General features: G+C 67.0%; 25 protein-coding genes. 9 read left to right on the forward strand and 16 right to left on the reverse strand.

The window, feature by feature from the left end:
* Nucleotides 1-61: 61 nt before the first annotated feature.
* The 4 genes from ACMZ91_RS03755 to ACMZ91_RS03770 are packed head-to-tail and all read left to right on the forward strand — an operon-like array spanning nucleotide 62 to nucleotide 4,764.
* A complete protein-coding gene (locus ACMZ91_RS03755; RefSeq protein WP_189720740.1) occupies nucleotides 62-1,462 on the forward strand; it encodes a TolC family protein in 1,401 nt (466 codons plus the stop codon).
* The gene (locus tag ACMZ91_RS03760; protein ID WP_049462363.1) at nucleotides 1,455-2,468 is read left to right on the forward strand and encodes an HlyD family secretion protein; all 1,014 of its coding nucleotides are present in this window, start codon (nucleotides 1,455-1,457) and stop codon (nucleotides 2,466-2,468) included. Before ACMZ91_RS03755 ends, ACMZ91_RS03760 begins: the two co-directional genes overlap by 8 nt.
* Nucleotides 2,453-3,640, forward strand: a complete 1,188-nt coding sequence (locus tag ACMZ91_RS03765; protein ID WP_149908605.1) for an ABC transporter permease — start codon at nucleotides 2,453-2,455, stop codon at nucleotides 3,638-3,640. The genes ACMZ91_RS03760 and ACMZ91_RS03765 overlap by 16 nt, the downstream gene beginning before the upstream one ends.
* Nucleotides 3,637-4,764: an ABC transporter permease gene (locus ACMZ91_RS03770; protein WP_197655797.1), complete on the forward strand. Its 1,128-nt coding sequence runs from the start codon at nucleotides 3,637-3,639 to the stop codon at nucleotides 4,762-4,764. The genes ACMZ91_RS03765 and ACMZ91_RS03770 overlap by 4 nt, the downstream gene beginning before the upstream one ends.
* Nucleotides 4,765-4,883: 119 nt before the next feature.
* Here ACMZ91_RS03770 and ACMZ91_RS03775 read toward each other — a convergent pair whose 3' ends face one another.
* Nucleotides 4,884-5,252: a glycine zipper 2TM domain-containing protein gene (locus tag ACMZ91_RS03775; protein ID WP_049462359.1), complete on the reverse strand. Its 369-nt coding sequence runs from the start codon at nucleotides 5,250-5,252 to the stop codon at nucleotides 4,884-4,886.
* Nucleotides 5,253-5,418: 166 nt separating this feature from the next.
* Nucleotides 5,419-7,641, reverse strand: coding sequence for a methyl-accepting chemotaxis protein (locus ACMZ91_RS03780; protein WP_121503890.1), 2,223 nt, complete (start codon nucleotides 7,639-7,641; stop codon nucleotides 5,419-5,421).
* A 280-nt stretch (nucleotides 7,642-7,921) separates the two neighbouring features.
* On the opposite strand from ACMZ91_RS03780, the gene ACMZ91_RS03785 reads away from it, so the two are divergent.
* Nucleotides 7,922-8,314: a barstar family protein gene (locus ACMZ91_RS03785; protein ID WP_049462356.1), complete on the forward strand. Its 393-nt coding sequence runs from the start codon at nucleotides 7,922-7,924 to the stop codon at nucleotides 8,312-8,314.
* Between the two features lie 28 nt (nucleotides 8,315-8,342).
* On the opposite strand, the gene ACMZ91_RS03790 is transcribed toward ACMZ91_RS03785, so the two are convergent.
* Complete coding sequence (locus ACMZ91_RS03790; RefSeq protein WP_121503891.1) at nucleotides 8,343-9,335, reverse strand: glycosyltransferase; 993 nt, start codon at nucleotides 9,333-9,335, stop codon at nucleotides 8,343-8,345.
* Nucleotides 9,335-10,612 (reverse strand): O-antigen ligase family protein, encoded by a 1,278-nt coding sequence (locus ACMZ91_RS03795; RefSeq protein WP_032127545.1) that lies wholly within the window; start codon nucleotides 10,610-10,612, stop codon nucleotides 9,335-9,337. The genes ACMZ91_RS03790 and ACMZ91_RS03795 overlap by 1 nt, the downstream gene beginning before the upstream one ends.
* Before the next feature lie 339 nt (nucleotides 10,613-10,951).
* On the opposite strand from ACMZ91_RS03795, the gene mutS reads away from it, so the two are divergent.
* From mutS to ACMZ91_RS03810, 3 genes are all read left to right on the forward strand, one after another.
* Nucleotides 10,952-13,507 carry a DNA mismatch repair protein MutS gene (mutS, locus tag ACMZ91_RS03800; RefSeq protein ID WP_197655799.1) on the forward strand — a complete coding sequence of 852 codons (2,556 nt, stop codon included), beginning with the start codon at nucleotides 10,952-10,954 and terminating at the stop codon, nucleotides 13,505-13,507.
* Between the two features lie 195 nt (nucleotides 13,508-13,702).
* Complete coding sequence (locus ACMZ91_RS03805) at nucleotides 13,703-15,346, forward strand: catalase (RefSeq protein ID WP_149908602.1); 1,644 nt, start codon at nucleotides 13,703-13,705, stop codon at nucleotides 15,344-15,346.
* A 108-nt stretch (nucleotides 15,347-15,454) separates the two neighbouring features.
* Nucleotides 15,455-16,063 (forward strand): DUF937 domain-containing protein, encoded by a 609-nt coding sequence (locus ACMZ91_RS03810; RefSeq protein ID WP_004149267.1) that lies wholly within the window; start codon nucleotides 15,455-15,457, stop codon nucleotides 16,061-16,063.
* Nucleotides 16,064-16,135: 72 nt separating this feature from the next.
* On the opposite strand, the gene ACMZ91_RS03815 is transcribed toward ACMZ91_RS03810, so the two are convergent.
* The 3 genes from ACMZ91_RS03815 to ACMZ91_RS03825 all read right to left on the reverse strand — a co-directional run bounded on the left by ACMZ91_RS03815 (nucleotide 16,136) and on the right by ACMZ91_RS03825 (nucleotide 18,093).
* A complete protein-coding gene (locus ACMZ91_RS03815) occupies nucleotides 16,136-17,323 on the reverse strand; it encodes a glycoside hydrolase family 5 protein (RefSeq protein ID WP_049462352.1) in 1,188 nt (395 codons plus the stop codon).
* Between the two features lie 113 nt (nucleotides 17,324-17,436).
* Complete coding sequence (locus ACMZ91_RS03820; protein WP_004149153.1) at nucleotides 17,437-17,844, reverse strand: RNA-binding S4 domain-containing protein; 408 nt, start codon at nucleotides 17,842-17,844, stop codon at nucleotides 17,437-17,439.
* A 9-nt stretch (nucleotides 17,845-17,853) separates the two neighbouring features.
* Nucleotides 17,854-18,093 carry a hypothetical protein gene (locus ACMZ91_RS03825; RefSeq protein WP_149908600.1) on the reverse strand — a complete coding sequence of 80 codons (240 nt, stop codon included), beginning with the start codon at nucleotides 18,091-18,093 and terminating at the stop codon, nucleotides 17,854-17,856.
* Nucleotides 18,094-18,155: 62 nt separating this feature from the next.
* Between ACMZ91_RS03825 and ACMZ91_RS03830 the strand changes: the two genes are divergently transcribed.
* A complete protein-coding gene (locus ACMZ91_RS03830; protein WP_049399635.1) occupies nucleotides 18,156-19,616 on the forward strand; it encodes an MATE family efflux transporter in 1,461 nt (486 codons plus the stop codon).
* Between the two features lie 69 nt (nucleotides 19,617-19,685).
* Here ACMZ91_RS03830 and ACMZ91_RS03835 read toward each other — a convergent pair whose 3' ends face one another.
* The 9 genes from ACMZ91_RS03835 to ACMZ91_RS03875 form a co-directional block, all read right to left on the reverse strand.
* Nucleotides 19,686-20,096, reverse strand: a complete 411-nt coding sequence (locus tag ACMZ91_RS03835) for a DUF1801 domain-containing protein (protein WP_032127552.1) — start codon at nucleotides 20,094-20,096, stop codon at nucleotides 19,686-19,688.
* A gap of 38 nt (nucleotides 20,097-20,134) precedes the next feature.
* Nucleotides 20,135-20,569, reverse strand: coding sequence for a DUF1801 domain-containing protein (locus tag ACMZ91_RS03840; RefSeq protein ID WP_049462348.1), 435 nt, complete (start codon nucleotides 20,567-20,569; stop codon nucleotides 20,135-20,137).
* Between the two features lie 79 nt (nucleotides 20,570-20,648).
* On the reverse strand, nucleotides 20,649-21,029 hold the full coding sequence (locus ACMZ91_RS03845; RefSeq protein ID WP_049462347.1) for a DUF6404 family protein: 381 nt from the start codon (nucleotides 21,027-21,029) through the stop codon (nucleotides 20,649-20,651).
* A gap of 82 nt (nucleotides 21,030-21,111) precedes the next feature.
* Nucleotides 21,112-21,513, reverse strand: coding sequence for a 50S ribosomal protein L19 (gene rplS / locus ACMZ91_RS03850; protein WP_005408597.1), 402 nt, complete (start codon nucleotides 21,511-21,513; stop codon nucleotides 21,112-21,114).
* A gap of 154 nt (nucleotides 21,514-21,667) precedes the next feature.
* On the reverse strand, nucleotides 21,668-22,426 hold the full coding sequence (gene trmD / locus ACMZ91_RS03855; protein WP_049462346.1) for a tRNA (guanosine(37)-N1)-methyltransferase TrmD: 759 nt from the start codon (nucleotides 22,424-22,426) through the stop codon (nucleotides 21,668-21,670).
* Between the two features lie 8 nt (nucleotides 22,427-22,434).
* On the reverse strand, nucleotides 22,435-22,947 hold the full coding sequence (gene rimM, locus ACMZ91_RS03860; RefSeq protein ID WP_010483256.1) for a ribosome maturation factor RimM: 513 nt from the start codon (nucleotides 22,945-22,947) through the stop codon (nucleotides 22,435-22,437).
* 44 nt (nucleotides 22,948-22,991) lie between these two features.
* The gene (rpsP, locus tag ACMZ91_RS03865) at nucleotides 22,992-23,252 is read right to left on the reverse strand and encodes a 30S ribosomal protein S16 (RefSeq protein ID WP_005415733.1); all 261 of its coding nucleotides are present in this window, start codon (nucleotides 23,250-23,252) and stop codon (nucleotides 22,992-22,994) included.
* A gap of 131 nt (nucleotides 23,253-23,383) precedes the next feature.
* Nucleotides 23,384-24,166 carry an aminotransferase class IV family protein gene (locus tag ACMZ91_RS03870; protein WP_049462345.1) on the reverse strand — a complete coding sequence of 261 codons (783 nt, stop codon included), beginning with the start codon at nucleotides 24,164-24,166 and terminating at the stop codon, nucleotides 23,384-23,386.
* On the reverse strand, nucleotides 24,163-25,239 hold the full coding sequence (locus tag ACMZ91_RS03875; RefSeq protein WP_049398965.1) for an NAD(P)H-dependent flavin oxidoreductase: 1,077 nt from the start codon (nucleotides 25,237-25,239) through the stop codon (nucleotides 24,163-24,165). The genes ACMZ91_RS03870 and ACMZ91_RS03875 overlap by 4 nt, the downstream gene beginning before the upstream one ends.
* Nucleotides 25,240-25,253: the final 14 nt, after the last annotated feature.

Raw genomic sequence — 25,253 nt, forward strand, 5'->3', positions numbered from 1 at the left:
CAGACCCGGGCTTCACGCCGCGCGCACTACCGTTTGCGCACTTCTTCACCATTGGGACGGCATGGGCGTGATCGGCCGACGTACAAGGATGCACGGCGCGAAGGCCGCGCTGGCGCTGGCAGCCTGCCTGCCCCTGGCTGTGCCGGCGCAGAGCCTCACCGATGCACCCGCATTGGACTGGGAACAGGCACGCCAGCGCCTGGAGCAGGTCTCCGATGCACTGGCCGCCGCTGATGCAGCGGTGCGCAACAAGCAGGACCTGCAGGACGCCACCCGCCTGCTGCGCCTGCCGGAGATCACCGGCGAAGTGCGCCGGCTGCAGTTCCAGAAGACCCTCACCCTGCCACTGGGTTCGCTGGCACCTGTCGCCGAGGCCTATGGCATCGACTCACCGCTGTCATTCACCGAACGCGACTGGCGTACCCGGCCCGTGGTGACCGCGGTGCTGCCGTTGTACACCGGCGGCGTGATTCCGGCCGCGCAACGTGCCGCCAGCGCTGCCCACGAGCAGGCCAGCGCCGAGCGCGAGGCTCAGCGCCAATCGCTGACCGTGCAGCTGGCCCAGGCCTATTTCGGCCAGCGCCTGGCCGAGCAGGCAGTGGATGTGCGCCGCGACGTACGCGATGGCCTGAACCGCCACCTGTCCGACGCAGAGAAGCTGGAACGCGAGGGCTTCGCCACCCGCGCCCAGCGCCTGCAGGCCACCGTGGCCCGCGACAAGGCCGAGCGCGAATACCAGAAAACGGTGAACGACCTGGCCACGCTGAAGGCGGCGCTGGCCACGCTGCTGCGCAGTGGTGGCGAGGTACAGCCGGTGTCGCCGTTGTTCGTGCAGCGCGTGCCGCTGGAACCGGTGGCCAGCTTCGAGCGTACTGCGCAGGCACGCCAGCCGCAGATCGCACGCCTGCGGGCGATGGTGGCACAGGCCGAACAGGGCGTGCGCGTGCAGCAGGCCAAGCTGAAGCCGCAGATCTTCGCCTTCGGCCAGTACGACTTCCGCCGCCGCGATGAGATGCTGACCGATCCGGACTGGGCGTTCGGCATCGGCCTGAAGTACACCTTCCTGTCGCCGAATTCGCGGCCGGCGCAGATCAGCGCCGCGCGTGCGCAGCAGGACCAGGCCGAAGCGGGTCTGCGCGAGGCCGAGAACCAGGTCGCGCTGGGCGTGCGCAAGGCCTGGAACGAGCTGGAAACCGCGCGCCAGCAGTACGTGCTGCTCGACAGCAGCATCGCCCAGGCACAGGAAAACCTGCGCCTGCAGGAGCTGGCGTTCCGCGAAGGCCAAGCGACTTCGCTGGATGTGATCGACGCGCGGCTCGGCCTGGGCGGCGCCCGCGTCGAGCGCGCACAGGCCGCCTACCAATACGATATTGCGCTGGCACAGTTGCTGGAGGTCAGTGGACAGATGGACCGTTTCGAAGAGTTCCGGCGGCGTGCGGACGAGGTGATCGACCATGAGTGATGTGCTGCACGACGATGCAACGACGCCCCCGGCCAAGCGCCGCCTGGGCCCGATCCTGATAGTGGTGCTGCTGGTCGTGGTGGTGCTCGGCCTGTGGCTGGCCTGGCGCAGCCCCGCCGACCAGATTCAGGGCATGGCCGATGCGGACACGATCAACGTGGCCGCCAAGATCACCGCGCGCGTGGCCGAACTGAAGGTGCGCGAGGGCGACCGCGTGCGGCCCGGGCAGGTGCTGTTCCTGCTCGACAGCCCCGAAGTGGCCGCCAAGGAACAGCAGGCGCACGGCGCATTGGCCGCCGCACAGGCGGTGGCCGACAAGGCCGACGAAGGTGCGCGCAGCGAGGACATCCGCGCCGCCGAAGCGAACTGGAAGCGGGCTGAAGCCGGTGCGACGCTGGCTGAAGCGACCTACCAGCGCGTGCAGAACCTGTTCAACGAAGGGGTGATGACCCGGCAGAAGCGCGATGAAGCGCATGCCCAGGCCACCAGCTCGCGCGAACTGGCGCGTGCCGCCCGCGCGCAGTACGACATGGCCTTGGCCGGCGCACGCGAGCAGGACAAGCGTGCCGCGCAGGGCCAGGTGCAACAGGCACAGGGCGCGGTGGCCGAAGTCAACGCCGCGCGCGTCGAAGTGGAAGGGCGCGCGCCGGTGGCCGGCGAGATCAACAAGCGTATGGCCGACCCGGGCGAACTGGTGCCAGCGGGCTATCCGGTGTTCACCCTGGTCGACATCGACCGCATGTGGGTGGCGATGAACCTGCGCGAATCGCAGATGCAGGGCCTGAAGGTCGGCAGCAAGCTGCAGGGCAGCGTGCCGGCGCTTGGCCAGGACGGCGAGTTCGAGGTTTATTTCATCAATCCGGCCGGTGACTATGCGACCTGGCGGACCACCCGCCAGTCGTCCGGCTACGACGTCCGCAGCTTCGAGGTGCGGGTGCGCCCGGTACGCCGCATCGAGGGCTTCCGCCCCGGCATGAGCGTGCTGTTCGCATGGCCCCAGCACTGAGCCCCGACAGCAGCAGCTTCGCCGCCAGCTGGCGGCGCGAGCTGCGGTCGCTGCGCGGCAACCGCGCCGACCTGCTGCTGGTCACCCTGCTGCCGCTGCTGATGCTGGCCGTGATGGCGTGGATGTTCACGCCCTCGGTGATGCGCGACATCCCGATCGCCGTGGTCGACCTCGACCACAGCAGCGACAGCCGCCTGCTGCTGCGCATGCTCGATGCCAGCCCCGGCGTGCGCATCGCCAGCCAGCCTGCGGACATGCAAGATGCACGTTCGCAGCTGCGTCGGCTGGATGTATTCGCCATCGTACTGGTGCCGCGCGATGTCACCCGGCAGGCGTTGCGTGGACGCCAGGGCACGGTGTTCGCCTACTACAACGCCACCTACATGACCACCGGCCAGTCCGCGGCGCGCGATATCGGCGACGCGGTCTCGGCCTGGAACGCACGCCTGCTGCGCGAGCGCATCGGCCTGCAGGTCGGCCCGGGCAAGCTGCGTGCGGCACCGATCGCGGTGCAGTCGGACATCCTGTACAACCCGGCGCGCAGCTACGAGCTGTTCCTGCTGCCGCTGATCTTCCCGGCGGTGTTGTCGCTGGTGCTGGCACTTGCGGTGGCCGGCAGCCTCGGCCGCGAGATCCGCGACGGCAGCCTGCCCGCCTGGCTCGGCCGCACACCGTGGCCGGCGATTGCCGGCAAGATCGCGCCGTACGTCCTGCTGTTCTCGCTGTATGGCGCGCTCGGCATCGGTTACCTGGCCTGGCTGCGCGGCGACGGTGTGGCCGGGAGCGTGCTCCTGCTGCTGCTCGCACAACCTCTGTTCTACCTGGCTACTGCCGCCTACGCGTTGTTCTTCGTCGGCGTCACCCGCGACATGGGTACCGCGCTGTCCGCGGTCGGCCTCAGCATCGGTACTGCACTGGCATTTTCCAGCGCCACCTTCCCGGTGCTGGACGGGCCGCTATTCACCCGCGTCTGGCATCAGCTGCTGCCGCTCAGCGCCTATATCAAGCTGCAGACCCAGCAACAGTTCATCGGTTCGCCGCTGCAGGTTTCGGTATGGCCGCTGGCCACGTTGCTGCTGATGTCAGTGGTGGCTGGCGGCATCGGTGGGCTGCGCCTGATCGCCTTCGCGCGTACGCCCGAAGCCGCGCAAGCGGCGGGGGCCGACGCATGAGCGCACTCTGGCGCAGCCTGCGGCAGACCCTGATGGCGGTGCTGTGCGACCGCTATGCGATCGTGGTGATGGTCGGCGCGGTAATCCTGTACTCGTTCTTCTACCCGGCCGCGTATCGCCACCAGGTGGCCGGCAACCTGCCGGTACTGGTGGTGGACGAAGACCACAGCGCGACCAGCCGCGAGCTGCTGCGGAAGCTCGACGCGTTGCGGGTCGCACGCGTGGTCGGGCAGCCTGCGGACATCGACAGCGCGCGCCAGCAGCTGGAAGCCGGTCATGCCGAAGGCATCGTGCTGATCCCGGCCAACCTGGAGCGCGACATCCTGCGCGGCCACCCGGCCAAGCTGGTGCTGCTCGGCAACGGCGCCTACCTGGGCCGCGCCAGCTGGGTGCTGGGCAGCGTGGCCGATGCACTGGGTGCGTTCGGACGGGAGGCGGTGGTCGGTCAGGCCGCCTTCATGGGCGCGCCACAGGCACCACCGGTCACGCTGGTGCAGCGCCCGCTGTACAACACCCAGGAAGGCTATGGCAGCGCCATCGTGCCGGGCGTGGCCGAGCTGATCGTGCACCAGACGCTGCTGATGGGCATCGGCGTCCTGCTCGGCGGCCGTCGTCTCGCGCTCGGCCGGCGCCTGCGCTTCGACCTGCCGACGCTGGCCGGCATGGCACTGGGCTTCGCCCTGATCGGCCTGTTCGGCCTGTTCTACTACGCCGGCTTCACCGCCTGGGTGCAGGACTATCCGCGCGGCGGCAACCCATTGGGCCAGCTGCTCGGCGGCACCTTGTTCATCGCCGCCACCGTGGCCTTCGGCCTGTTCGTCGGCAGTTTCTTCCGCACCCGCGAACGCGCCTTCCAGTACATCATCGCCACCTCGATCCCGCTGTTCTTCCTGGCCAACCTGTCGTGGCCGGCAGTGATGACGCCACCACCGCTGGTCTGGCTGGCGCAGCTTCTGCCGACCACCTCGGGCATCAACCTGATGGTGCGCCTGAACCAGATGGACGCCCGCCTGACCGAAGTCAGCCACGAACTGATCACCCTCACCGCCCTGCTGCTGCTCTACGGCAGCCTCGCCACCTGGCGCCTCCTCGCAAAAAAGGGGACGGAGGGGATTAAGTCGTAAGCGGCCGGGTTGGGGGATTGCGACTTAATCCCCTCCGTCCCCTTTTCCCATAACGACGAACGCCGGCGTGGGGCCGGCGTCCGAGTACTGCAGTGTGGAAGGGGTAACGGGTCGAGCAATCAGCGGTAGACGCGTTCGCAGCGACGTTCCACCACGCGGTCGCCGTTCTTCTGCTGGCTGTTGCCCTGGATCTGGCGACCGGCTGCACCACCGGCGACGGCGCCTGCCACGGTGGCCAGTTTCTTGCCATTGCCGCCGCCCACCTGGTTGCCCAGCAGGCCGCCGATCACCGCGCCGGTGGCAGTACCGGCAATGCGATTGGGATCGCGCGAATTGCGCTGCACTTCCACGTTCTTGCAGACCACGCGGCTGCCGTCGTTGAACTTGCGTCCCTCATCGCGCGGGCCATAGGTCTGCGCGCCGGCCACCGACGAAGCTGCCAGCAGGGTGCCCAGCACAAACAATCGGGTCGAGGTCTTCATGGCCATCTCCTGAGTTCCGGTATGGCGCCAGTGTCCTCCCGCGGTTGGCAACCGGAAGTGAAATGCGCGTGTCCGCCACTTCATCGGCCATCGCACGTTCAGGAAGAAAATCCGCGCCCATCGCGACCAGCCGTCGCGATGGGCGCCGTCTCCCTGCCGGCCTTGCCCTCTTCTAGAACTCTTCCCAGCCACCCGCATTGGCGGCCAGCGTCGGCTCGATCCGCGGCGACAGCACCGCGGGCCGGCGCACCGGCGCAACCGATGCCGCCACGGCTGCCAGCGCCGGGCGCACCGCGGCGGCAGCGGTCACCGCCCCCGTGCGGAACACCGAAACCGCCTCGGCCAGCAGGTTGGCCTGCTCCTCCATCGAGCGTGCCGCCGCACTGGCCTCTTCTACAAGCGCCGCATTCTGCTGCGTGGTCTCATCCATCTGCACCACCGCCTGGTTGACCTGTTCGATGCCCGAGCTCTGCTCCTGGGAGGCAGCAGAGATATCGGCCATGATGTCGGTCACGCGCTGCACCGAGGCCACGATCTCGCCCATCGTGGTGCCCGCCTGGCGGACCAGTGCCGAGCCGTCGGCGACCTTGCCGACCGAATCCTCGATCAGGCCCTTGATCTCCTTGGCCGCACCCGCCGAGCGCTGCGCCAGCGTGCGCACCTCACTGGCCACTACCGCAAAGCCCCTGCCCTGCTCGCCGGCGCGCGCAGCTTCGACTGCCGCGTTCAGCGCGAGGATATTGGTCTGGAAGGCGATGCCATCGATGACCGAGATGATTTCGGCGATCTTCTTCGACGATGCCTCGATGGCCGACATCGTGGTGACCACCTGGCCCACCACTTCACCGCCCTGGGAAGCAACACCATGCGCGCCGATGGCCAATTGGTTGGCCTGCCGTGCATGCTCGGCATTCTGCTTCACGGTGGAGGTCAGTTCCTCCATCGATGCTGCCGTTTCTTCCAGGTTTGCCGCCTGCTGTTCGGTACGCCGCGACAGGTCGGTGTTGCCCGAAGCAATTTCACCTGCGGCCAGATTGATGCTGGAGGCGCTGGACTGGATGCGGCCGACGATCTGCTTGAGCTGGTCGACGGTGGCATTGCAGTCATCACGCATGCGCGCGAACACGCCATGGAAATCACCCTGCATGCGCACGGTCAGGTCGCCGCGCGAGATGGCCTGCAGCAGGGTCGACACCTGCACCAGGTTCTCGTCGGTGGTCTGCATCAGGCGATTGAGCCCGGCCACCATGTCGCGGAAATCATAGGCGAAGCGATCTTCGTCGCCGCGCAGGCTGAAGTCGCCTGCCGCAGCCGCTGTCGCCAACCGGCGGATCTCGCTGTTGATCGCCGACAGGCTGGACTTGGTTTCGTCCATCGCCTGGGTGATCGCCGCCTTCTCGCCGGGCAGCGGGTCCATGTCCACCGACAGATCGCCGCGTGCGTAGTGTTTCATCACCTCGATCAGCCGGTTCTGTACCTGCACGTGCGATCCAACCAGCGCATTGGTCTCATGCACCATGCGCCCGTAGTCACCGGGGAACGCGCTCTCGTCCATGCGGTAGCTGAGGCTGCCGGCATCGTGCTGGCGGGCCAGCTCCCCCTGTGCCGCCATCACCGACTGCAGCTGTGCCTGCATGCGCTGCATCGACTTCAGCAGCTGGGTCACCTCGTCGTTGCCGGTGGCGTCGATGCTGCTGTCCAGGCGGCCACTGGCGATGCCGTCGGCCAGCTTCACCGCTCCTTCCAGCGGGCGGGTCAGGCTGCGGGTGATCGCCCAGGCCGCCAATGTCCCCAGCAACAGGCTCAGTGCCCCGAACGCGATCGACAGCGTGCCGGTCCACGATTCGGTTGCGCGGTACTCTTCGCGGCTGCGTTCGGTCAATGTTTCCTGGTGGCGCAGCAGGGCCGAAATGGATTCATTCCAGGCCGTTGCCAATCCGTGCTCGGCCAGCAGCTCCTTCGCTGCACCATCGAAATCCCCCGCCTTCATGCGCTCATGCAATTGCTGGGTTGATGCATCGGTGGCCTTGCGGGCCGCCTCGATGCGCGCGACCAGGGTATCGCCGGTAGCGTCACGCGGAATCTTGATGTACTTGGCCCAGATACCGTCATAGGTCCGCGACAACTCCTGGGCACGCTGGTAATCCTTGTCGAACTCGTCACCCCGCTTGATCACCATCAGGCGACGATGCATCAGCACCGCGTTGTTGGTATCAAGCATGTCATTCAACAGGCGCATCTTCACCATGTTGACGTCCACCACTTTCTCGAACTGGGCGGATTTCAGCTGATTCCCATACAGCACCAGGCCGACGATGGCCATGATGAACAGCAGCAGCAGACCGAAGCCGGCGCCAAGCCGGGATCCCACACGGAGATTACGTAAGGCAAGCATCTCAATTCCCTTGATCGTGGCCGTACGTTCGATGGCGGCGCAGCGGAGGGAAACTTTACGGGACTTTATATATGGACCGATCCAAATATATGGAACTGTGCAGGCAGTCAGAAAATGCGGCGACCGATAATGGCGCCATAACCTTATCGAATACCGCTGACACGCCAGTGCCCGATGAAAATCACGCAGGATTAACACCATAATAACGCCCCCCCATCCAGGGCGGCCCGGATTATCTGCGCCGGACACAACCGTCGCCCCGGAGGGCTACAGTCTGCAGATGACACGGATCCTGCACATCGAAGGCGCGTCCATCAACGACATCGCCAGCCTCTACGTGGAAATCAATCGTGTATTCATGGCCGACGAAGACTGGCAGCTGGGCGCAAGCCTGGACGCGCTTGATGACCTGCTGCACGGGGGCTACGGCGCGCTCGCCGGTCATGCCACCGCCACGGTGGTGTGGCGCGACATCGCCCACAGCCGCGAGGCACTGGGCCGCGAGACCACACGCGCCTGGCTGCAGTCGAAACTCGATCAGGGCGGCAGGTTCAACGGTCCGGCCATCCACGCTCAGTTGACGGCACTGTCACTTGGCCAGGGACAGACCTATTTCGAGATCGTCATGGAGATCTTCGGCAGCCATCCGCAGATCACCCTGGTGCCAGGCTGAGCACTCTGCAGCAACCAGCCGCATCAACTCAAAGCTTGGCCAGGGCCTCGCCCAGCCGGCGTGGGAACGCCACTTCGCTGGCCAGGTGCCATGCGCGTGCATTGGCGCCCAGCCGGGTCCACTCGGCCTCATCCATCGCCAGCGCACGCTCGACGGCCTGTTCCAGCGCCTTCTCATCCACATGCCAGGTCCTGGACAGATGGCAGGGCTCGCCCTCGTGCGCGGCAACCAGGATGCCGCGGCTGTCGTCGATCATCTGATTCATCGGCGCGCCGTCGCAGGTGATCACCACTGCCCCGCAGCTCATCGCTTCCACCAGGTAATGGCCCCAGCCTTCGGTCTGCGACAGGCACAGGTGGAACGCATGTTCGTTCTGCAGGCGCTGCACCTCCTGGTCGGGCAGGCGCTCGCGGACGATCCGCAGGTTCGCGGCCCCGCCCTCATCTTCGTCCGAAGGGCCGCCGCGCAGGATGGTCAGCAAGGGCCACTCCGGATGGCGCTTCCAGACCTCGACCAGCGTTGCCGTGCCCTTCATGCGACTGGTACCAGCTGCATGCAGGAAGCTGCGCGGTCTGCGCGGCACCGCCGGGTCGTAGCGGTCACGGCTGCAGAAACCGACTTCCAGCGCGCGCATGCCCAGTGCGTTGAAGATGCGCGTAGCGTCTTCGGTCTTGGTCAACAACGCATCGAACCGCGGCAGGATCCGCAGGCTGCGTGCGGACACCCATTCCGGATTCGGAATCAACAGATTGACCTCGGCCAGTCCGAAGCTTGCCGGCCGGACATGCTCCAGCGAGATGTTGATGTCGAACCGGGCCGGCGTGCGCCCCAGGCTCAGCCACGAGGCCAGCAGCCTGCGCAGGCGCATCCCGCGGAGTTTCCAGGCCCCCCCATTGCGCACCGCGTCCAGACGGCTGACCGTCACCGTGTGCCCGAGCTGCTGCAACGAGCGCTCGATCACCTGGATGTCATGGGACAGGCCACGCTGGTTGTCGGCGGCCAGCAGGTGGATATGCGCCATCAGGAGGGACTCCCTGGCCGGCGCAGGTCGCGCGCAGGCAAGGCGGTCGCCAGCATGAAGCCCAGCACCAGGTAGAAATAGAACGAATGGGGCATCGCCCGGTAGAACACGTTGTCCGTGAACGCCGACAGCGCATAGACGATGACCACGGCAAGTCCGGCGGTGGCGATCATCGCGGTGATGTCGTCGGCGTGGCCGAGGCGCCGCACGAAATGAATGCCGGGCAGGATGAAGACCAGCAGCATGATCAGCAGCAACGGCACGCCACCGGTCACCGCCGCTTCCAGGTACTCGTTGTGCGGGTGGTTGTAGCGGAAGATCGACTCGGACACCTCGCCGCGGGCGATGCCCTCACGTGCATAGGTACCGAACTGGTTCAGGCCCACCCCTGCCACGGGATGCTCGGCGAAGGCGTCGACCGCCACGCCCCACATGGCGATGCGCTCGCGGACCGAGCCGACCTCGTTTTCCTGGTTGAAACCGGAGATCTCGCCACTGACCTCACCGAAGCGCTGGATCACCTCATGGTTCAGCACCGAGGTGGCACCGACCACGCCAATGACCAGGGCACCGACGAAGGCCAGTGCCCCCCGCCAGCGCCGGGTGCGCCGGACGTGCACCGCAATCACCATCAGCATGGCGGGAATGAACGCCAGGATCGGCCCGCGGCTCTGCGCCAGGATCGAACCGTAGACGCCGACGGCGATGGCCACGCCGTGCAGCCAGCGTTCGGCCGGATGCACATTGGGCTGGATCAACCGGATGACCGAGAACAACGCCATGCACAGCGTCACCATGGTGAACTCGATCGCCGTCCATTCGCCGCCACTGAAACCGTGCGCGCGTTCAAGGCCCATCACGTGGTGCTGCACGATGCACGACCCGCCGAAGACCAGGGTGGACACGGCGAAGATCTTCCAGATCAGGCGCCAGTCCAGCGCAGTGGCGAACACGGCAGCGGTACCCAGGTAGAGCAGTGTCTGCGCCGGCAGATCCAGCTCGTTCCAGCGCAGCCCGTGCCAGAGGATGCTGTAGAAGGCATAGGCCAGGCGCAGGAAGCAGACGATCACGATGAACCGGGCGATGCGGTAGCGCAGGCGGACATCGGGCTGGCGGCGGATCAGAACCACGCCGGTGACCAGCAGGGCCAGCAGCAGCACCGCCTTCAGCAAGGTGTAGGGTGCGGAGCCGGCAAGCGGAACGATGGCGACCAGGATGCTCAGCAGGACGGTACGCCAGGTGTAACGAGGTTCGGCGGCCATGCAGGCTGCAGTCATGCTTGTTCTTTCCATCAACGCCCGCCCGGGGATGAGTCGCCCCGGTTTCCATGGAGGCCGCTTGGCGGAAATCGCCGGGGCTGACACTACCGTGGGCCCCTGGGGAAATCAACCAAAGTGCCGGCGCAGGGGCGCAGGCGTTGGCACACGGACAGCCCCCGGGCCCAGCGCGGGTGCCGCGGATCATCGACCTCCCCAGGTCGCTACACTAATGTCCTCTCCGGCCATGCCTGCGCGTGGCCACGCCCCGACGCCCTGCCAAGACGCGAAACGCCCCAAGTGACTGATACAAAAGACAACACCAGCAACGCCAAGGCGTCCAAGGAACACACCCCGCTGATGAAGCAGTTCTTCGCGGCCAAGTCCGATTACCCGGACCTGCTGCTGTTCTTCCGCATGGGTGACTTCTACGAACTGTTCTATGACGACGCCCGCAAGGCGGCGCGCCTGCTCGACATCACCCTGACCCAGCGCGGCAGCTCCGGCGGCGCACCGATCCCGATGGCCGGCGTGCCGGTGCATGCCTATGAAGGCTACCTGGCACGGCTGGTGGCGCTGGGCGAGTCGGTGGCGATCTGCGAGCAGATCGGTGACCCGGCGCTGGCCAAGGGCCTGGTCGAGCGCAAGGTGGTGCGCATCGTCACCCCCGGCACCGTCACCGACGAAGCCCTGCTGGATGAACGCCGCGACACCCTGCTGATGGCCCTGTCGCGCAGCAAGCAGGGTTACGGCCTGGCGTGGGCCGACCTGGCCGGTGGCCGCTTCCTGGTCAACGAGGTGGAAACCGACGACGCGCTGGAAGCCGAACTGGCGCGGCTGGAGCCGGCCGAGCTGCTGGTGCCCGACGAAGAAAACTGGCCGGAATTCCTGCGCCAGCGCACCGGCGTGCGTCGCCGCGCGCCGTGGCTGTTCGATGCCGACAGCGGCCGCCGCCAGCTGCTGAATTTCTTCAAGCTGCATGACCTGAGCGGCTTCGGCATCGACGACAAGCCGCGCGCCACCGCTGCGGCCGGTGCCCTGCTTGGCTATGTCGAGGAAACCCAGAAGCAGCGCCTGCCGCACCTGACCTCGATCGCGATGGAAACCGCCGGCGAGGCGATCGCGATGAACGCCGCCACCCGCCGCCACCTGGAACTGGATACGCGCGTCGACGGCGACACCCGCAATACCCTGCTGGGCGTGCTCGACAGCACGGTGACGCCGATGGGCGGGCGCCTGCTGCGCCGCTGGCTGCACCGCCCGCTGCGCCTGCGCGAGGTGCTGGTACAGCGCCACCATGCGGTGGAAACCCTGATCGACCGCGGCAGCGACGCCGACATCCGCGAGCAGTTCCGCCGCCTCGGCGACCTGGAACGCATCCTCACCCGCGTCGCGCTGCGTTCGGCGCGGCCGCGCGATTTCTCCACCCTGCGCGACGGCCTGGGCCTGCTGCCGGCGGTGCGCGAGGTGCTGGCGCCGCTGGATTCACCACGCCTGCAGACGCTGCACGCCGCGCTGGGCGAACACGACGAGTGCGCGCAGCTGCTGGCCAGCGCCATCGCCGAAATGCCGCCGCTGAAACTGAGCGACGGCGGCGTGCTGGCCGATGGCTTCGATGAAGAGCTGGACGAACTGCGCCGCCTGTCCACCCACGCCGACCAGTTCCTGGTCGACCTGGAACAGCGCGAGCGCGAAAGCAGCGGCATTCCCACCCTGAAGGTGGGCTACAACCGCGTGCACGGCTACTACATCGAGATCAGCAAGGGCCAGTCCGACCGCGCGCCGGTGCACTACACCCGCCGCCAGACGCTGACCAATGCCGAGCGCTACATCACCGAAGAACTGAAGGCGTTCGAGGACAAGGTGCTGTCCGCGCGTGACCGCTCGCTGTCGCGCGAGAAGTACCTGTACGAGCAGCTGCTGGACACCCTCGGCGGGCAGCTGGAACCGCTGAAGCAGTGTGCCGCCGCGCTGAGCGAACTGGACGTACTGGCGGCCTTCGCCGAACGCGCGCAGGCGCTGGACTGGGCGCGCCCGGAGCTGCAGGCCGAGCCGTGCCTGAAGATCGAGCGTGGCCGCCACCCGGTGGTCGAGGCGGTGCGCGAGCAGCCGTTCGAACCCAATGATCTGGATCTGCATCCGGACCGTCGCATGCTGGTCATCACCGGCCCGAACATGGGCGGTAAATCGACCTACATGCGGCAGAACGCGCTGATCGTACTGCTGGCCCACATCGGCAGCTTCGTGCCGGCCAGCCGTGCGCTGATCGGCCCGATCGACCGCATCCTGACCCGCATCGGCGCCGGTGACGACCTTGCCCGCGGGCAGTCGACCTTCATGGTCGAGATGGCCGAAACCAGCTACATCCTGCATCACGCCACCGCCCATTCGATGGTGCTGATGGACGAGATCGGCCGTGGCACGTCCACCTACGATGGCCTGGCACTGGCCGACGCGGTGGCCCGTCACCTGGCCTACCAGAACCGCTGCTACACGCTGTTCGCCACCCACTACTTCGAGCTGACCGCGCTGGCCGACGAGCAGCACGAGGGTGGCCGCAGCGGCATCGCCAACGTGCACCTGGATGCCGTCGAGCACGGTGAGGCGCTGGTGTTCATGCACGCGGTAAAGGATGGCCCGGCGAACCGCAGCTTCGGCCTGCAGGTGGCGGCACTGGCCGGCCTGCCGCGCGCCACCGTGGCACAGGCACGGCGTCGCTTGGCCGAGCTGGAACAGCGCGGTGGTGAAAGCCATGCCGCCGAGTTGGCGCCGCAGGCGTTGGATGCGCCGCAGCAGTTCGGCCTGTTCGCAGCATCGTCGAGCAAGGCGCAGGACGCGCTGGCGGCGATCGACCCGGACGAACTGACGCCGAAGCAGGCGCTGGAAGCCCTGTACCGGTTGAAGGCACTGCTGTAGCCGCAGCGCACGCCCATGGCCTCCCGCTCGCCTTGCGGGAGGCCTGTTGAAAGACTGTGCAAATCCGATTCTGCGTTTCAATTGACAGAATCTATCAACCTGAATGGATCATTCGATTATTCATTTCATCTGGCCATAGCTAAAGTCGAGTGAAGATGTTTCTCCCACGTCTTCACCGCCACCAGGAGCCAGCCGATGAGCCAGTCCGACAACAACAACGCCAAGTGCCCGTATCACACCGCGCCGTCGCCTGCGGAAGGCGCCCAGCAGCAGCGTGAACTGAGCACCACGCCCAAGCAGAAGCACGGCGATGATCCGGTCACGCCGATGACCACGGCCTTCGGCGCGCCGGTGGTGGACAACCAGAACAGCAAGACCGCCGGCCCGCGTGGCCCGCTGCTGATGGAAGACGTCTGGCTGCTGGAAAAGCTGGCCAACCTCAACCGCGAGATCATTCCCGAGCGCCGCATGCACGCGAAGGGCTCGGGCGCGTTCGGCACCTTCACCGTCACCCACGACATCAGCAAGTACACCCGCGCCAAGCTGTTCGAGAAGGTCGGCAAGCAGACCGAGATGTTCGCCCGCTTCACCACGGTGGCCGGCGAGCGTGGCGCCGCCGACGCCGAGCGTGACATCCGCGGCTTCGCGCTGAAGTTCTACACCGAAGAAGGCAACTGGGACCTGGTCGGCAACAACACCCCGGTGTTCTTCCTGCGCGACCCGCGCAAGTTCGCCGACCTCAACAAGGCCGTGAAGCGCGACCCGCATACCAACCTGCGCAGCGCGCGCAACAACTGGGACTTCTGGACGCTGCTGCCCGAAGCCCTGCTGCAGGTGACCGTGGTGATGAGCGACCGCGGCATTCCGCGCAGCTTCCGCCACATGCACGGCTTCGGCTCGCATACCTACAGCTTCACCAATGCCGACAGCGAACGCTTCTGGGTGAAGTTCCACTTCGTCAGCCAGCAGGGCATCGAATCGCTGACCGACGCGCAGGCGCAGATCCTGGTCGGCCATGACCGCGAAAGCCACGGCCGCGACCTGTTCGCCGCGATCGAGAAGGGCGACTTCCCGAAGTGGAAGCTGTTCATCCAGGTCATGCCGGAGCTGGACGCGGAAACCTACCGCGTGCATCCGTTCGACCTGACCAAGGTGTGGCCGAAGAGCGACTACCCGCTGATCGAAGTGGGCCAGTTCGAACTGAACCGCAACCCGGTCAACTGGTACCAGGACGTGGAGCAGTCGGCGTTCGCGCCGAGCAACCTGGTGCCGGGCATCGGCCCGTCGCCGGACAAGATGCTGCAGGCGCGCCTGTTCGCCTACTCCGATGCGCAGCGCTACCGCCTGGGCGTGAACCACCACCAGATTCCGGTGAACGCAGCGCGCTGCCCGGTGCACAGCAACCACCGCGACGGGGCGATGCGCGTGGACGGCAACTACGGCGGCCTGCCGCACTACGAGCCGAACAGCTACGGCCAGTGGCAGGAGCAGCCGCAGTACCGCGAGCCGCCGATGAAGATCCGGGGCGACGCCGACTTCTGGAATTTCCGCGAGGACGACGCCGACTATTTCAGCCAGCCCGGTGCGCTGTTCCGCAGCTACAACCAGGCACAGAAGGACCGCCTGTTCGCCAACACCGCCCGTGCCCTGGGCGATGCGCCGGACTTCATCAAGCAGCGCCACATCGACAACTGCAGCAAGGCCGACCCGGCCTACGGTGCCGGTGTTGCCGCGGCGCTGAAGGCGCTGGCCAGCCAGCCGTCGGATCCGTTCAAGCCGGCGCAGCCGGAAGCGGACTTCCCCACCGCGACCCCGGGCGCCGAAGACATCGAGCTCTGATCGCCCTCCCCCGTGAACGGCGCGCCGCCTCCCCGTGAGGCGGCGTCGCCGTTTTAACGGTCCGCGTCCTACCTTCTGCACGCCCAACCCCAATCAAGGATTCCGCAGATGAGCCTGACCGACGAACTTCTCGCCAAATTGCAGGGCGCCCCGCTGCAGCAGGTGTCGCAGCAGCTCGGCATCAGCGATACCCAGGCTTCCGGCGCGATCAGTGCCGCGCTGCCGGTGCTGATGGGCGCGCTGGGCAACAACGCCTCGCAGCCGCAGGGCGCGCAGGCGCTGCTCGGCGCCTTGCAGAACAACCACAGCGGCCTGGACCTGGGCGGCGTGCTCGGTTCGGTGCTGGGCGGCGGTGGCGCCAGCGGTGGCGCTGCCAGCGATGGCGCCGGCATCCTCGGCCACATCTTCGGCGGCAGCCAGCAGAAGGTGGAAACCGGCCTGGCCCAGGCCACCCAACTCGACAGCGGCCGCACCAGCCAGCTACTGCAGATCCTCGCGCCGATCGTGATGGCCTTCCTCGCCCAGCGTCTCGGCGGCGGCCAGGCCGATGCCGGCTCGCTCAGCCAGGCCCTGGGCCAGGAAAAGCAGCAGGTGCAGCAGCAGGGTGGCCTGGCCGGTGGCCTGCTCGGCAGCCTGCTGGACCAGGATGGTGATGGTCAGCTGGGCGTGGGCGATCTGCTCAAGCTGGGCGGCAATCTGCTCGGCGGCAAGCGTTGAAGGAAAGCCTGGCCGGACATGGGCCGGCGCTACCGGCATCGCCATGGGTAGCGCCGGGCCATGCCCGGCGGCTTACCGGTTGCCCGCCTTCAAACGCTGCAGGATCGGTGCGAACAGGGGCGCCTGCATCGAACGCGGCGGCTCGACATGGCCGCCCTTTTCCTGCGCCTGCCAGTACGACCACGGCAGCGGCTTGTCGCCCAGTTCGTAGTCCATGCCGTCCCAGCCATCCTCGCGGAAGGCGTAGAAGGCCCAGTGCACCTTGTCCTGCTCCAGCACCTGCAGCACATCCTGCAGGTAGCGGCTGCAGTTCGGCCACCGCCGCATGCAGCCGAATTCGGCCACCACCATGCGGTTGGCACCGACGCCATGCGAGGCGGCCCACGTCATCGGCTGCTGCAGGTAACGGCGTACACGCGCCGCATCCCAACGCTCGCTGCCTGCACCGAACGGCACCTGCGCCGGATAGCGCCAGGGTTTGGCACGCGTCTGGTTCGGTGCACTGGTTGCTGCATACGGCTCGTACATGTGCACGCTGTACAGCAGCTTCGAATCCGCCAGCGGTGCCGGCCAGTAGTTGAAACCGTCGGCGGCGGCATACCAGCCCGCATCCAGCATCAGCGGCATCGCGGTGTCGACCTCGCGGATGCTGGCGATCAGCTCCGAGTAGAAGCGGCGCAGATCGCGTGGGCCGTCCTGCACACCGGCATACCACCGCTGCATCGCCTCAGTGGACGCATGCTCGGCCAGGCCTGCACCGTACTCGGGCACCGGCTCATTGATGAGGTTGTAGGCGGCCAAGGCAGGATGACCCTTCAGCGCCGTGGCCAGGTCATGCCAGAAGCGACGGGCCGGCACATGGTTGTCGAAGGACTGCCACAGGCGCTGGTCGACCACATCGCCGTTGTGCTGCTTCCAGCGCAGCAACGGCAGCGACAGCGGCGTCAGCACCACTTTCAGCCCGGCCGCATCGGCGTCATCCAGCACCCGCCGCAGCGTGGCCAGGTCGGCCGGAACCAGTCCGCGATAGTCATCGGCGTTGCCGATCAGGAAGTCACGACCGCCCTGCCCCTTCCACTTGTCCGGCACCAGCCGCACCCAGCTCGCACCGGTCGCACGCAGCGCCTCGAAGTATTTCCGGTCCGGAGGCGACATGTTCATGCTGTTGCCACCGCGTTGCGGAACGTCCCAGAAGGTGATGTCGGCAGCGTGCAGTGGCGCAGCAGCAAGCAGGGACAGGCATAACAGCAGACGACGCATGGGCAGGCCTTCGATAGGTGAAAAACCAGCCTGCCCAGCGCAATCCGAACGCACCGTGACCGGCGCTTTGTTTCGCACCGCGATAGGAACAATCCGTTGGAATCAGGATTTCACTAGAGCGCGTCGATGTCACCCAACGCCCGGATCAAACGCCGCGCGCGCTTGTCCGGCTTGTGTTCCGGCGGCTGGAAACCATCGCGTGCGGCAATGCGCAGTGCACGCTGTTCGGCACGGCGCGCCTTCGAAGCCTCGCTCTCGGCGTACAGCTGCTGTGCCGTTGGCGCCGGCCCGCGCTGGTCGCTCAGGCCCAGCACCTGGATCTCGAAATGCTCCTCGCCGCGGTCGACCTGCAGCTGCTCACCCACGCGCACCGCGCGCGAGGACTTCGGGCGCTGCCCGGCCACGCTGACCTTGCCGGTCTCGATGGCCTGCTTGGCCAGGCTGCGGGTCTTGAAGAAACGGGCCGCCCACAACCAGATGTCCAGGCGGACACTGGGCGACAACGGGGAAAGCTCAGGCATCGGTGCGGACTACTCCGGTGGCTTGTTCAGAGGACGCGGATGGTCGGGGTCGGTGCGGCAGCCGCTGCCCCCGATCAAGGCGGGTACACCAGCGGAAAGATCCTGGCGCTGGCTGCCGACCAGGCACTCGGGACGGTCGGTCGGCCGCACCTGGGTATCGCCCAGCCGGTCACCTGTCGAACATGCGGCCAGTGCGGTGCCGATCAAGGCCAGCGCCAGGCTCCATTTCACCTGCAGTCGTTGATGCATTGCCACATCCTGCAAACCGGCTTGGTGCTAGTGTGCGCCTCCCGGGAATCGATCACCACTCCATGGCCAAAGCGCCGCTTGACCTGACCTCCGGCCCGATCGGCCGCAACCTACTGCTGTTCTCCCTGCCGATCCTGGCAGGCAACATCGCGCAGTCGCTGAACGGTTCGGTGAATGCGGTCTGGGTCGGGCGCTTCCTCGGCGAGGCGGCACTGACCGCCACCGCGAACGCCAACAACATCATGTTCTTCCTGATCGGCTCGGTGTTCGGCTTCGGCATGGCCTCGACCATCCTGATCGGCCAGGCAATCGGCGCGCGCGACATCGCGCAGGCGCGGCGCGTGGTTGGCACCAGCGCTACCTTCTTCATTGGCCTGTCGGTGATCATCGCCATCGCCGGCTGGTTCATGGCCCATCCGCTGCTGGCGGCGATGGGTACACCGGCCGCTTCGCTGCCGCTGGCCGAGGCCTACCTGCAGATCATCTTCCTGGCGATGCCGACGCTGTACGCGTTCGCCTTCCTCACCGCCGCGCTGCGCGGTGCCGGTGATTCACGCACGCCGTTCCGTTTCCTGATGGTGTCGGTGGCGCTGGACATCGTGCTGAACCCGGTGCTGATCTTCGGCATGGGGCCGTTCCCGGCGCTGGGCATTGCCGGTTCGGCCTGGGCCACGCTGGTCGCGCAGACGCTGTCGCTGGCCGGCCTGCTGCTGTACATGCGGCACAAGCGCCACACCCTGTGGCTGGGCCGCGCCGACATGCGCCTGTTCAAGCTCGACCTGACCATCCTCAAGGCGCTGGTCATCAAGGGCGTGCCGATGGGCCTGCAGATGGTGCTGATCTCGCTGTCGGTGATCCTGCTGATGACCATGGTCAACCAGTACGGCACCGACACCGGCGCCGGTTACGGCGCTGCCCTGCAGCTGTGGAACTACCTGCAGATGCCGGCGATGGCGATCGGTGCGGCGTGTTCTTCGATGGCGGCACAGAACGTCGGTGCGCAGCGCTGGGATCGCGTGCGCGGCACCGCGCGCCAGGGCGTGCTGTTCAACTTCCTGTTGACCGGCGCGCTGATCCTGCCGCTGGTGGTGTTCGATCGCCAGCTGCTGGCACTGTTCCTGCCACCGGCCAGCCAGGCGCTGGACATCGCCCGCCATCTCAACCACGTGGTGATCGGCTCGTTCCTGTTCTTCGGCGTCAGCTTCGTGATCTCCGGCGTGGTGCGCTCCACCGGCGCGGTGATTCCGCCGCTGCTGATCCTGGCCGGTTCGCTGTGGGGCGTACGCGTGCCGTTCGCCGAACTGCTGCAGCCGTACTGGGGCGCCGATGCGATCTGGTGGAGCTTCCCGGTCAGCTCGCTGGTGTCGATGCTGCTGTCGCTGGCCTATTACCGCTGGGGCGGCTGGCGCAAGGCGAAGATGATGGGCAAGCCCTCGCACGCCGAAGAACTGGCCACGCCGTCGGAGATTCCGGCCTGCCCGCCGTCGCCGGTGGCCGACCCGGATGCCGCGCCACTGCGGTAGTGCCGGCCGCTGGCCGGCAACCTCAAGCCCCTCCGGAAGCATCGCGCAACAGCCGGCCAGCGGCCGGCTCTACCGTTTCTTCTTTTTGGCAGCGTTGAACGTGGCCGCCGCGCGCAGCAGTGCCTTCAACGCCGCGGCATCCGGCATCGCGCCTTCATGGATGTCGATCGCACGTCGCGTGTTGCCGTCCAGGCTGGCGTTGAACAGGCCCTTCGGATCGGCCAACGCCGCACCGTTGGCAAAGGTCAGCTTCACCGCCTGTTTGTAGGTTTCGCCGGTGCACAGGATGCCGTTGTGCTCCCACACCGGTGTACCGCGCCACTTCCAGGTTTCCTGCACGTCCGGCAGCGCCTCATGGATCAAGGCACGCACGCGTGCCAGCGCCTCGCCACGCCAGTCGCCCAGCTCGGCGATGCGTGCATCGATCAGTTCAGCGGCCGGGGTTCCGGCATCGGCAGGGTTCGGCGCGTGCGTGGCCATCAGCGGTTCTCGTCGGCAGGGAGATCGGAACGATGCACTTACATGCGCTCGCCGGGCAAAGCCGCGGCCTGGCGCACCCAGTCGAGGAACCGGGCTTCATCCAGCACGCCATCCTGCAGGATGTGCAGGTAGCGCGTATCGGCACTCCTGGATGGCTCGGGCGGCACCGGCTTCAGCGCAGCGCCACGGAAGAACGCCACCTTGATGTAGCGGGTGAAGCAGTGGAAGCTGAGAAACCAGCCTTCGCCCGGCGCAACCGCATACATCGGCGAATTCCACTTCACTGCCTTGTGCACACCGGGTACAGCTTGTTCGATCAGCGCGTCCAGCTGTGCTCCGATCGGCCGCTTCCAGTCCGGCATCGCCGCGATATAGGCCTGCACCGGCGCATCGCCTTCGCCCTTGGCGATCTGCGGGTTGCCGCCTGACAACAGCGCGGGCGCGGTGGAAGGTGCGGTTCGCTTGGCAGGCATCGCACAGCACGTCCATCGGGATGAAACCGCAGCCTAGCGCGGCCTGTCCCCAACGGTCACGGCGCAGTGCGCCATCGGCTCAGTCCGCTTGCCGCGCCCGGAACTGCTGCCAGTCCGGCAGCTTGCGGTGGCGGCGCAGCGAACGCATCAGCGCCGCCATCACAATGCCGAACAGCGCACCGGCCACCAGGCCGGCCGCCAGCAGCAGGGCCAGCGGGCGCTCACTGCCCTGCCACAGCATCAGCCACATCAGCGCGGTCCAGAACAGCCCGAACAGCAGGCCCTGCACCAGCGCATTGGTGCCGAAGCCGGCCAGGATCGGCGGTGGCAGTGCGATGCCCATGCGCCACAGAAGGCGATGCAGCAGCGGTGCCGACTGCACGCGCGCCAGCCCCTTGCCGTCGAGGAAGCGCAGCGCCGACTGGATCACGGCGGGATAGCGCGGATTGATGTCGTTCATCCCCTGATCGTGGCCGAAGCGATGCCGGAAACGCAAACGGCCACCCGAAGGTGGCCGTCGCGGCAACAACCGAAGTTGTTTATCAGGCCTTTTCGGCCAGACGGGCAGCCTTGGCGGCAGCAGCGGCAGCCAGGTCTTCCTTGATGCGGGCAGCCTTGCCTTCCAGGCCACGCAGGTAGTACAGCTTGCCGGCGCGGACCTTACCACGACGCTTCACTTCGACCGAGTCGATGATCGCGCTGTGGGTCTGGAAAACGCGCTCGACGCCGTAGCCGTGCGAGATCTTGCGGACGGTGAACGAGGAGTTCAGGCCGGCGTTCTTGGTGGCGATGACAACGCCTTCGTAGGCCTGCACGCGCTCGCGGCTGCCTTCCTTCACCTTCACGTTGACGACAACGGTGTCGCCCTGGCTGAACTTCGGCAGTTCACGGGTGATCTGGGCGGATTCGAATTCCGCGACGATGGACTTGTTCAGCTTGCTCATGGGTTACACCGATTCTTGTTCGGGTGGGCGTGTCGTATCGACAACGTAGGCTCATGCAGTCACCGGACTGTGCTGCACGTTTGTTTTGGGTACTGCGCACGCCGGCCGGGGCCGACGGGAATTGGCCATGATAGCCGATAACGCCAGCCCTGCGCTAGGGGCTGGCCTTGTGCTTCTGGGCCTGACGGGCCTGCTCCAGCAGCTTGCGGTCGGCCTTGCCCAGCGCCTGTTCATCCAGCAGGTCCGGGCGCCGCTGGGCGGTACGGACCAGCGACTGCTGGCGGCGCCAGGCCGCGATGGCCGCGTGGTTGCCCGAACGCAGCACGTCCGGCACGTCACCCAGCGGGTGCTGGGCCGGCTGGCTGTAATGCGGGCAGTCGAGCAGGCCGAGGTCGCCCTCGAAGCTGTCCTGCGCCGCCGATTCCGCGTCGTTCAGGGCACCGTCCTGCAGGCGGGCCACGGCGTCGATGATCACCGCCGCGCCCAGCTCGCCACCGGACAGCACGTAGTCGCCGAGGGAAATCTCCTCGTCGACATTGGCCTCCAGGAAACGCTCGTCGATGCCCTCGTAGCGGCCACAGAGCAGGACCATGCGCGGCAGTGCCGCCAGTTCCCGCACCTTGGCCTGGGTCAACGGCGCTCCCTGCGGGCTGAGATGGATCACCCGCGCCGGGGTCGGATCGGCATCACGGATCGCCTGCAGGCAGGCCTGCAGCGGCTCGATCAGCATCACCATGCCGGGGCCACCGCCGAACGGACGGTCGTCCACCCGGCGGTAGTTGCCTTCGGCGTAATCACGGGGATTCCAGCCATGCAGGCTGAACAGGCCCTTCTCCTGCGCGCGCCCGACCACGCCCAGTCCAGCGGACTGGGCGAGGAACTCGGGGAACAGGGTGATGACGTCGAAACGCATGCTCACACTCAGAACTCGGGATCCCAGTCGACCACGACCAGGTTGGCCTCGAAGTCGACCGACTTGACGAAGTCCGGCTGCACGAACGGAATCATCCGTTCGCGGTCACCACGGACCACCACCACGTCGTTGGCGCCGGTGCTGAACAGGTGCGAGACCTGGCCCAGGGCAACGCCCTCGGTGGTCTTCACGTCCAGGCCTTCCAGGTCCACCCAGTAATACTCATCGGGCTTCGGCGGCGGCAACGCACTGCGGGCCACGTAGATCTCGGTGCCGTGCATCGCTTCAACAGTATCGCGGTCCTCGACGCCGGGGAAACGGGCGACCAGGTGCTTGCCGCTGTCGCGGCCGCGTACACCTTCAATCGTGGTTTCCACGCCGGACGGGCTGCGCACGATCCACGGCTGGTAACGGAAAATGGCGGAACGTGGCTCGGTCCAGGACTCGAGCTTGATCTCGCCGCGCACACCAAAAGCGCCGACAACCCTGCCCAGCAGGATGCGGCGCTCGATATCTTTCATCTGCTTCAACCAAGAGGGCCACGCCGAAGCGTGGCCCGTCAGGATCAGGCCGCAGCGGCCTGGGACTTGGTCGCTTCCTTGATCAGGTTGCGGACCTTGTCGGTCGGCTGGGCGCCGTTCTTGACCCAATGGTCAACGCGGGCCAGGTCCAGCTCGATGCGCTTCTCGGCGCCCTGGGCGACCGGGTTGTAGAAGCCAACGCGCTCGATGTTGCGGCCGTCGCGCGCGCTGCGCACGTCGGTGACGATGATGTGGTAGAACGGACGCTTCTTGGCGCCGCCGCGGGTCAGTCGAATCTTGACCATGGTGTTTTTCCTATTGCCCAGTCGCCAGGATGGCGAGGTAAGCGGGCGATTATAGCGGCAGAGCCCGGCCGAGCCAACCCCGGGGTGAATCCGCCTCCACGGCAGCGCCGGGCCATGCCCGGCGGGGGTTTTCACCCCAATCTGTCCCAAGCCACCGCCGCCAGCACTGCCCTGCCCTGTTCAGCCAGTGCCTGCGAACCCGGCAGGACATGCCCGTCGATGGCGTCCAGCGCCCATAGGCCGCTGGCGTTGCAGGCAAAAGCGGCCTTCACGCTATCCAGTTCAGCCAGTGCCAACGGCCGCGTCAGCTGTGCCCCCGGCCAATGCTGCTTCAACAACGTCTCGGCAGTACCGCGCAGGGCCGGCGCCTGTGGCCAAAGCAGGCGCTCACCATCGTGCACGGCCAGGTTCCAGGTGCTGCCTTCACTCATCACGCCATCGGCGGTCACGAACAGCACATCGTCGAACCCTTCCGCCATCGCCGCACGGCGCTCGGCAAACAGGCCGAAGGTGCCGACGTGCTTGATCTGCGGCAGCTCGCGCTGCCACACCACGCTGCGCACCCGCTTCGGTGCGGTCAGCGCCACCGGCGCGGACACCGCCACCAGCACGTCCACCGGTACGGCCGCCAGCGGATTGCGGAAATCGAAGCGGCGCGAGTACACCGTCACCCGCAGCGAGGCATCGGCCAGGCCGGCCTGCTGCAGGGCGTGCGCCATCCACGCCTGCACCTGCGCGGCATCCAGCTCGCTGCCGAACAGTTCGCGCGTGGCCTGCGACAGCCGCGCCAGATGCAGGTCCAGTCCCTGCACGGCGTGACCGCGCACCTGCAGCGAGGTGAAGTGGCCATAGTTGACCAGCGCAGGCAGCAGATCCTCCACCTGCACCGGTTGGCCGTTGCAGGTCACGGTCATCGCAGCAGCGCCTGCGCCTGTTCCCACATGCCGCGCAATACGTCGGCGGCCGGCTGTGCCGGGGCCATCCACGCCGACTGCCCGGCCCAGGCCTGCATCGCCGCCAGACGATTTTCCTGCACGGCCTGCCTGCGCATCGGCGCGGTCAGGCCGCGCTGCACCGGGTACGGGCGTGGCGCCGGTGCGCCTTCCGCAGCGGCGGCGCGCACATAGGGGGTCGCCAGGCCACGGCCCAGGCGGCCGCTGAAGGCGCGGGTCGGCCAGGTATCTTCGGGTTCGCTGGCCGCCAATCCATCGGCCCACGCTGAAGCGATCGCCGCTTCGGGCGTGCGCAGGAAGGCAGTGCCGATCTGCACGGCACTGGCCCCCAGGGTGAGCGCGGCGGCAATGCCACGGCCATCGGCGATGCCACCGGCGGCGATCACCGGAATCTGCAGGTGATCGGCCAGGCGCGGCAACAACGCAAACAGGCCGACCAACTGACGCTCGGCCATCGCCGGATCGAACGCGCCGCGATGGCCACCGGCTTCCACGCCCTGTGCCACCACCGCGTCGGCACCGGCGTCCTGTGCCGCACGCGCTTCGGACAAGGTGGTCGCACAGGCGATCCAGGCAATGCCGGCATCCTTCAACTGCTGTACGTGGCGCGGCAGCAGCACGCCCATGATGGTCGAGGCCACCGCCGGGCGCGCCGCCAGCAGTGCGGCGAACTGTTCTTCGAAGTCGGCGGGCGTGGCATCGGCGGCGCTGGCCGGCACGTCCGGACCCCACTGCGCGAGGAAGGCGCGGCTGGCGGCTTCAGCGGCGACATCACGGGTCGGTGCCGGGTCCGGCACCCACAGGTTCACCTGTGCGGGGCCCGTCGAGGCAGCGCGGAAGTCATCCATCCAGTGGCCGATATCGGCCGATGACGACAGCACTGCGCCCATCGCCCCCATGCTGCCGGCATTGGCCAGCGCAGCCGACAACGGCACCGGGCAGGCGCCGGCCATCGGGGCCAGCAGGATCGGAACGGAAACGCCAAAGCGCCGGCAGAACGCCTCGACGCGGGAAGATACAGCGGAACTCTGCATGACGGCCCATCGTT

This window comes from Stenotrophomonas sp. FR024 (assembly GCF_047500745.2).
Lineage (GTDB): Bacteria > Pseudomonadota > Gammaproteobacteria > Xanthomonadales > Xanthomonadaceae > Stenotrophomonas > Stenotrophomonas maltophilia_A.

Excerpts from the sequence above, each read along its gene's own strand:
- ACMZ91_RS03755 (WP_189720740.1), top strand. The coding sequence starts at position 62 with ATGGGCGTGATCGGCCGACGTACAAGGATGCACGGCGCGAAGGCCGCG.
- ACMZ91_RS03760 (WP_049462363.1), top strand. The coding sequence starts at position 1,455 with ATGAGTGATGTGCTGCACGACGATGCAACGACGCCCCCGGCCAAGCGC.
- ACMZ91_RS03765 (WP_149908605.1), top strand. The coding sequence starts at position 2,453 with ATGGCCCCAGCACTGAGCCCCGACAGCAGCAGCTTCGCCGCCAGCTGG.
- ACMZ91_RS03770 (WP_197655797.1), top strand. The coding sequence starts at position 3,637 with ATGAGCGCACTCTGGCGCAGCCTGCGGCAGACCCTGATGGCGGTGCTG.
- ACMZ91_RS03775 (WP_049462359.1), bottom strand. The coding sequence starts at position 5,252 with ATGGCCATGAAGACCTCGACCCGATTGTTTGTGCTGGGCACCCTGCTG.
- ACMZ91_RS03780 (WP_121503890.1), bottom strand. The coding sequence starts at position 7,641 with ATGCTTGCCTTACGTAATCTCCGTGTGGGATCCCGGCTTGGCGCCGGC.
- ACMZ91_RS03785 (WP_049462356.1), top strand. The coding sequence starts at position 7,922 with ATGACACGGATCCTGCACATCGAAGGCGCGTCCATCAACGACATCGCC.
- ACMZ91_RS03790 (WP_121503891.1), bottom strand. The coding sequence starts at position 9,335 with ATGGCGCATATCCACCTGCTGGCCGCCGACAACCAGCGTGGCCTGTCC.
- ACMZ91_RS03795 (WP_032127545.1), bottom strand. The coding sequence starts at position 10,612 with ATGACTGCAGCCTGCATGGCCGCCGAACCTCGTTACACCTGGCGTACC.
- mutS (WP_197655799.1), top strand. The coding sequence starts at position 10,952 with ATGAAGCAGTTCTTCGCGGCCAAGTCCGATTACCCGGACCTGCTGCTG.
- ACMZ91_RS03805 (WP_149908602.1), top strand. The coding sequence starts at position 13,703 with ATGAGCCAGTCCGACAACAACAACGCCAAGTGCCCGTATCACACCGCG.
- ACMZ91_RS03810 (WP_004149267.1), top strand. The coding sequence starts at position 15,455 with ATGAGCCTGACCGACGAACTTCTCGCCAAATTGCAGGGCGCCCCGCTG.
- ACMZ91_RS03815 (WP_049462352.1), bottom strand. The coding sequence starts at position 17,323 with ATGCGTCGTCTGCTGTTATGCCTGTCCCTGCTTGCTGCTGCGCCACTG.
- ACMZ91_RS03820 (WP_004149153.1), bottom strand. The coding sequence starts at position 17,844 with ATGCCTGAGCTTTCCCCGTTGTCGCCCAGTGTCCGCCTGGACATCTGG.
- ACMZ91_RS03825 (WP_149908600.1), bottom strand. The coding sequence starts at position 18,093 with ATGCATCAACGACTGCAGGTGAAATGGAGCCTGGCGCTGGCCTTGATC.
- ACMZ91_RS03830 (WP_049399635.1), top strand. The coding sequence starts at position 18,156 with ATGGCCAAAGCGCCGCTTGACCTGACCTCCGGCCCGATCGGCCGCAAC.
- ACMZ91_RS03835 (WP_032127552.1), bottom strand. The coding sequence starts at position 20,096 with ATGGCCACGCACGCGCCGAACCCTGCCGATGCCGGAACCCCGGCCGCT.
- ACMZ91_RS03840 (WP_049462348.1), bottom strand. The coding sequence starts at position 20,569 with ATGCCTGCCAAGCGAACCGCACCTTCCACCGCGCCCGCGCTGTTGTCA.
- ACMZ91_RS03845 (WP_049462347.1), bottom strand. The coding sequence starts at position 21,029 with ATGAACGACATCAATCCGCGCTATCCCGCCGTGATCCAGTCGGCGCTG.
- rplS (WP_005408597.1), bottom strand. The coding sequence starts at position 21,513 with ATGAGCAAGCTGAACAAGTCCATCGTCGCGGAATTCGAATCCGCCCAG.
- trmD (WP_049462346.1), bottom strand. The coding sequence starts at position 22,426 with ATGCGTTTCGACGTCATCACCCTGTTCCCCGAGTTCCTCGCCCAGTCC.
- rimM (WP_010483256.1), bottom strand. The coding sequence starts at position 22,947 with ATGAAAGATATCGAGCGCCGCATCCTGCTGGGCAGGGTTGTCGGCGCT.
- rpsP (WP_005415733.1), bottom strand. The coding sequence starts at position 23,252 with ATGGTCAAGATTCGACTGACCCGCGGCGGCGCCAAGAAGCGTCCGTTC.
- ACMZ91_RS03870 (WP_049462345.1), bottom strand. The coding sequence starts at position 24,166 with ATGACCGTGACCTGCAACGGCCAACCGGTGCAGGTGGAGGATCTGCTG.
- ACMZ91_RS03875 (WP_049398965.1), bottom strand. The coding sequence starts at position 25,239 with ATGCAGAGTTCCGCTGTATCTTCCCGCGTCGAGGCGTTCTGCCGGCGC.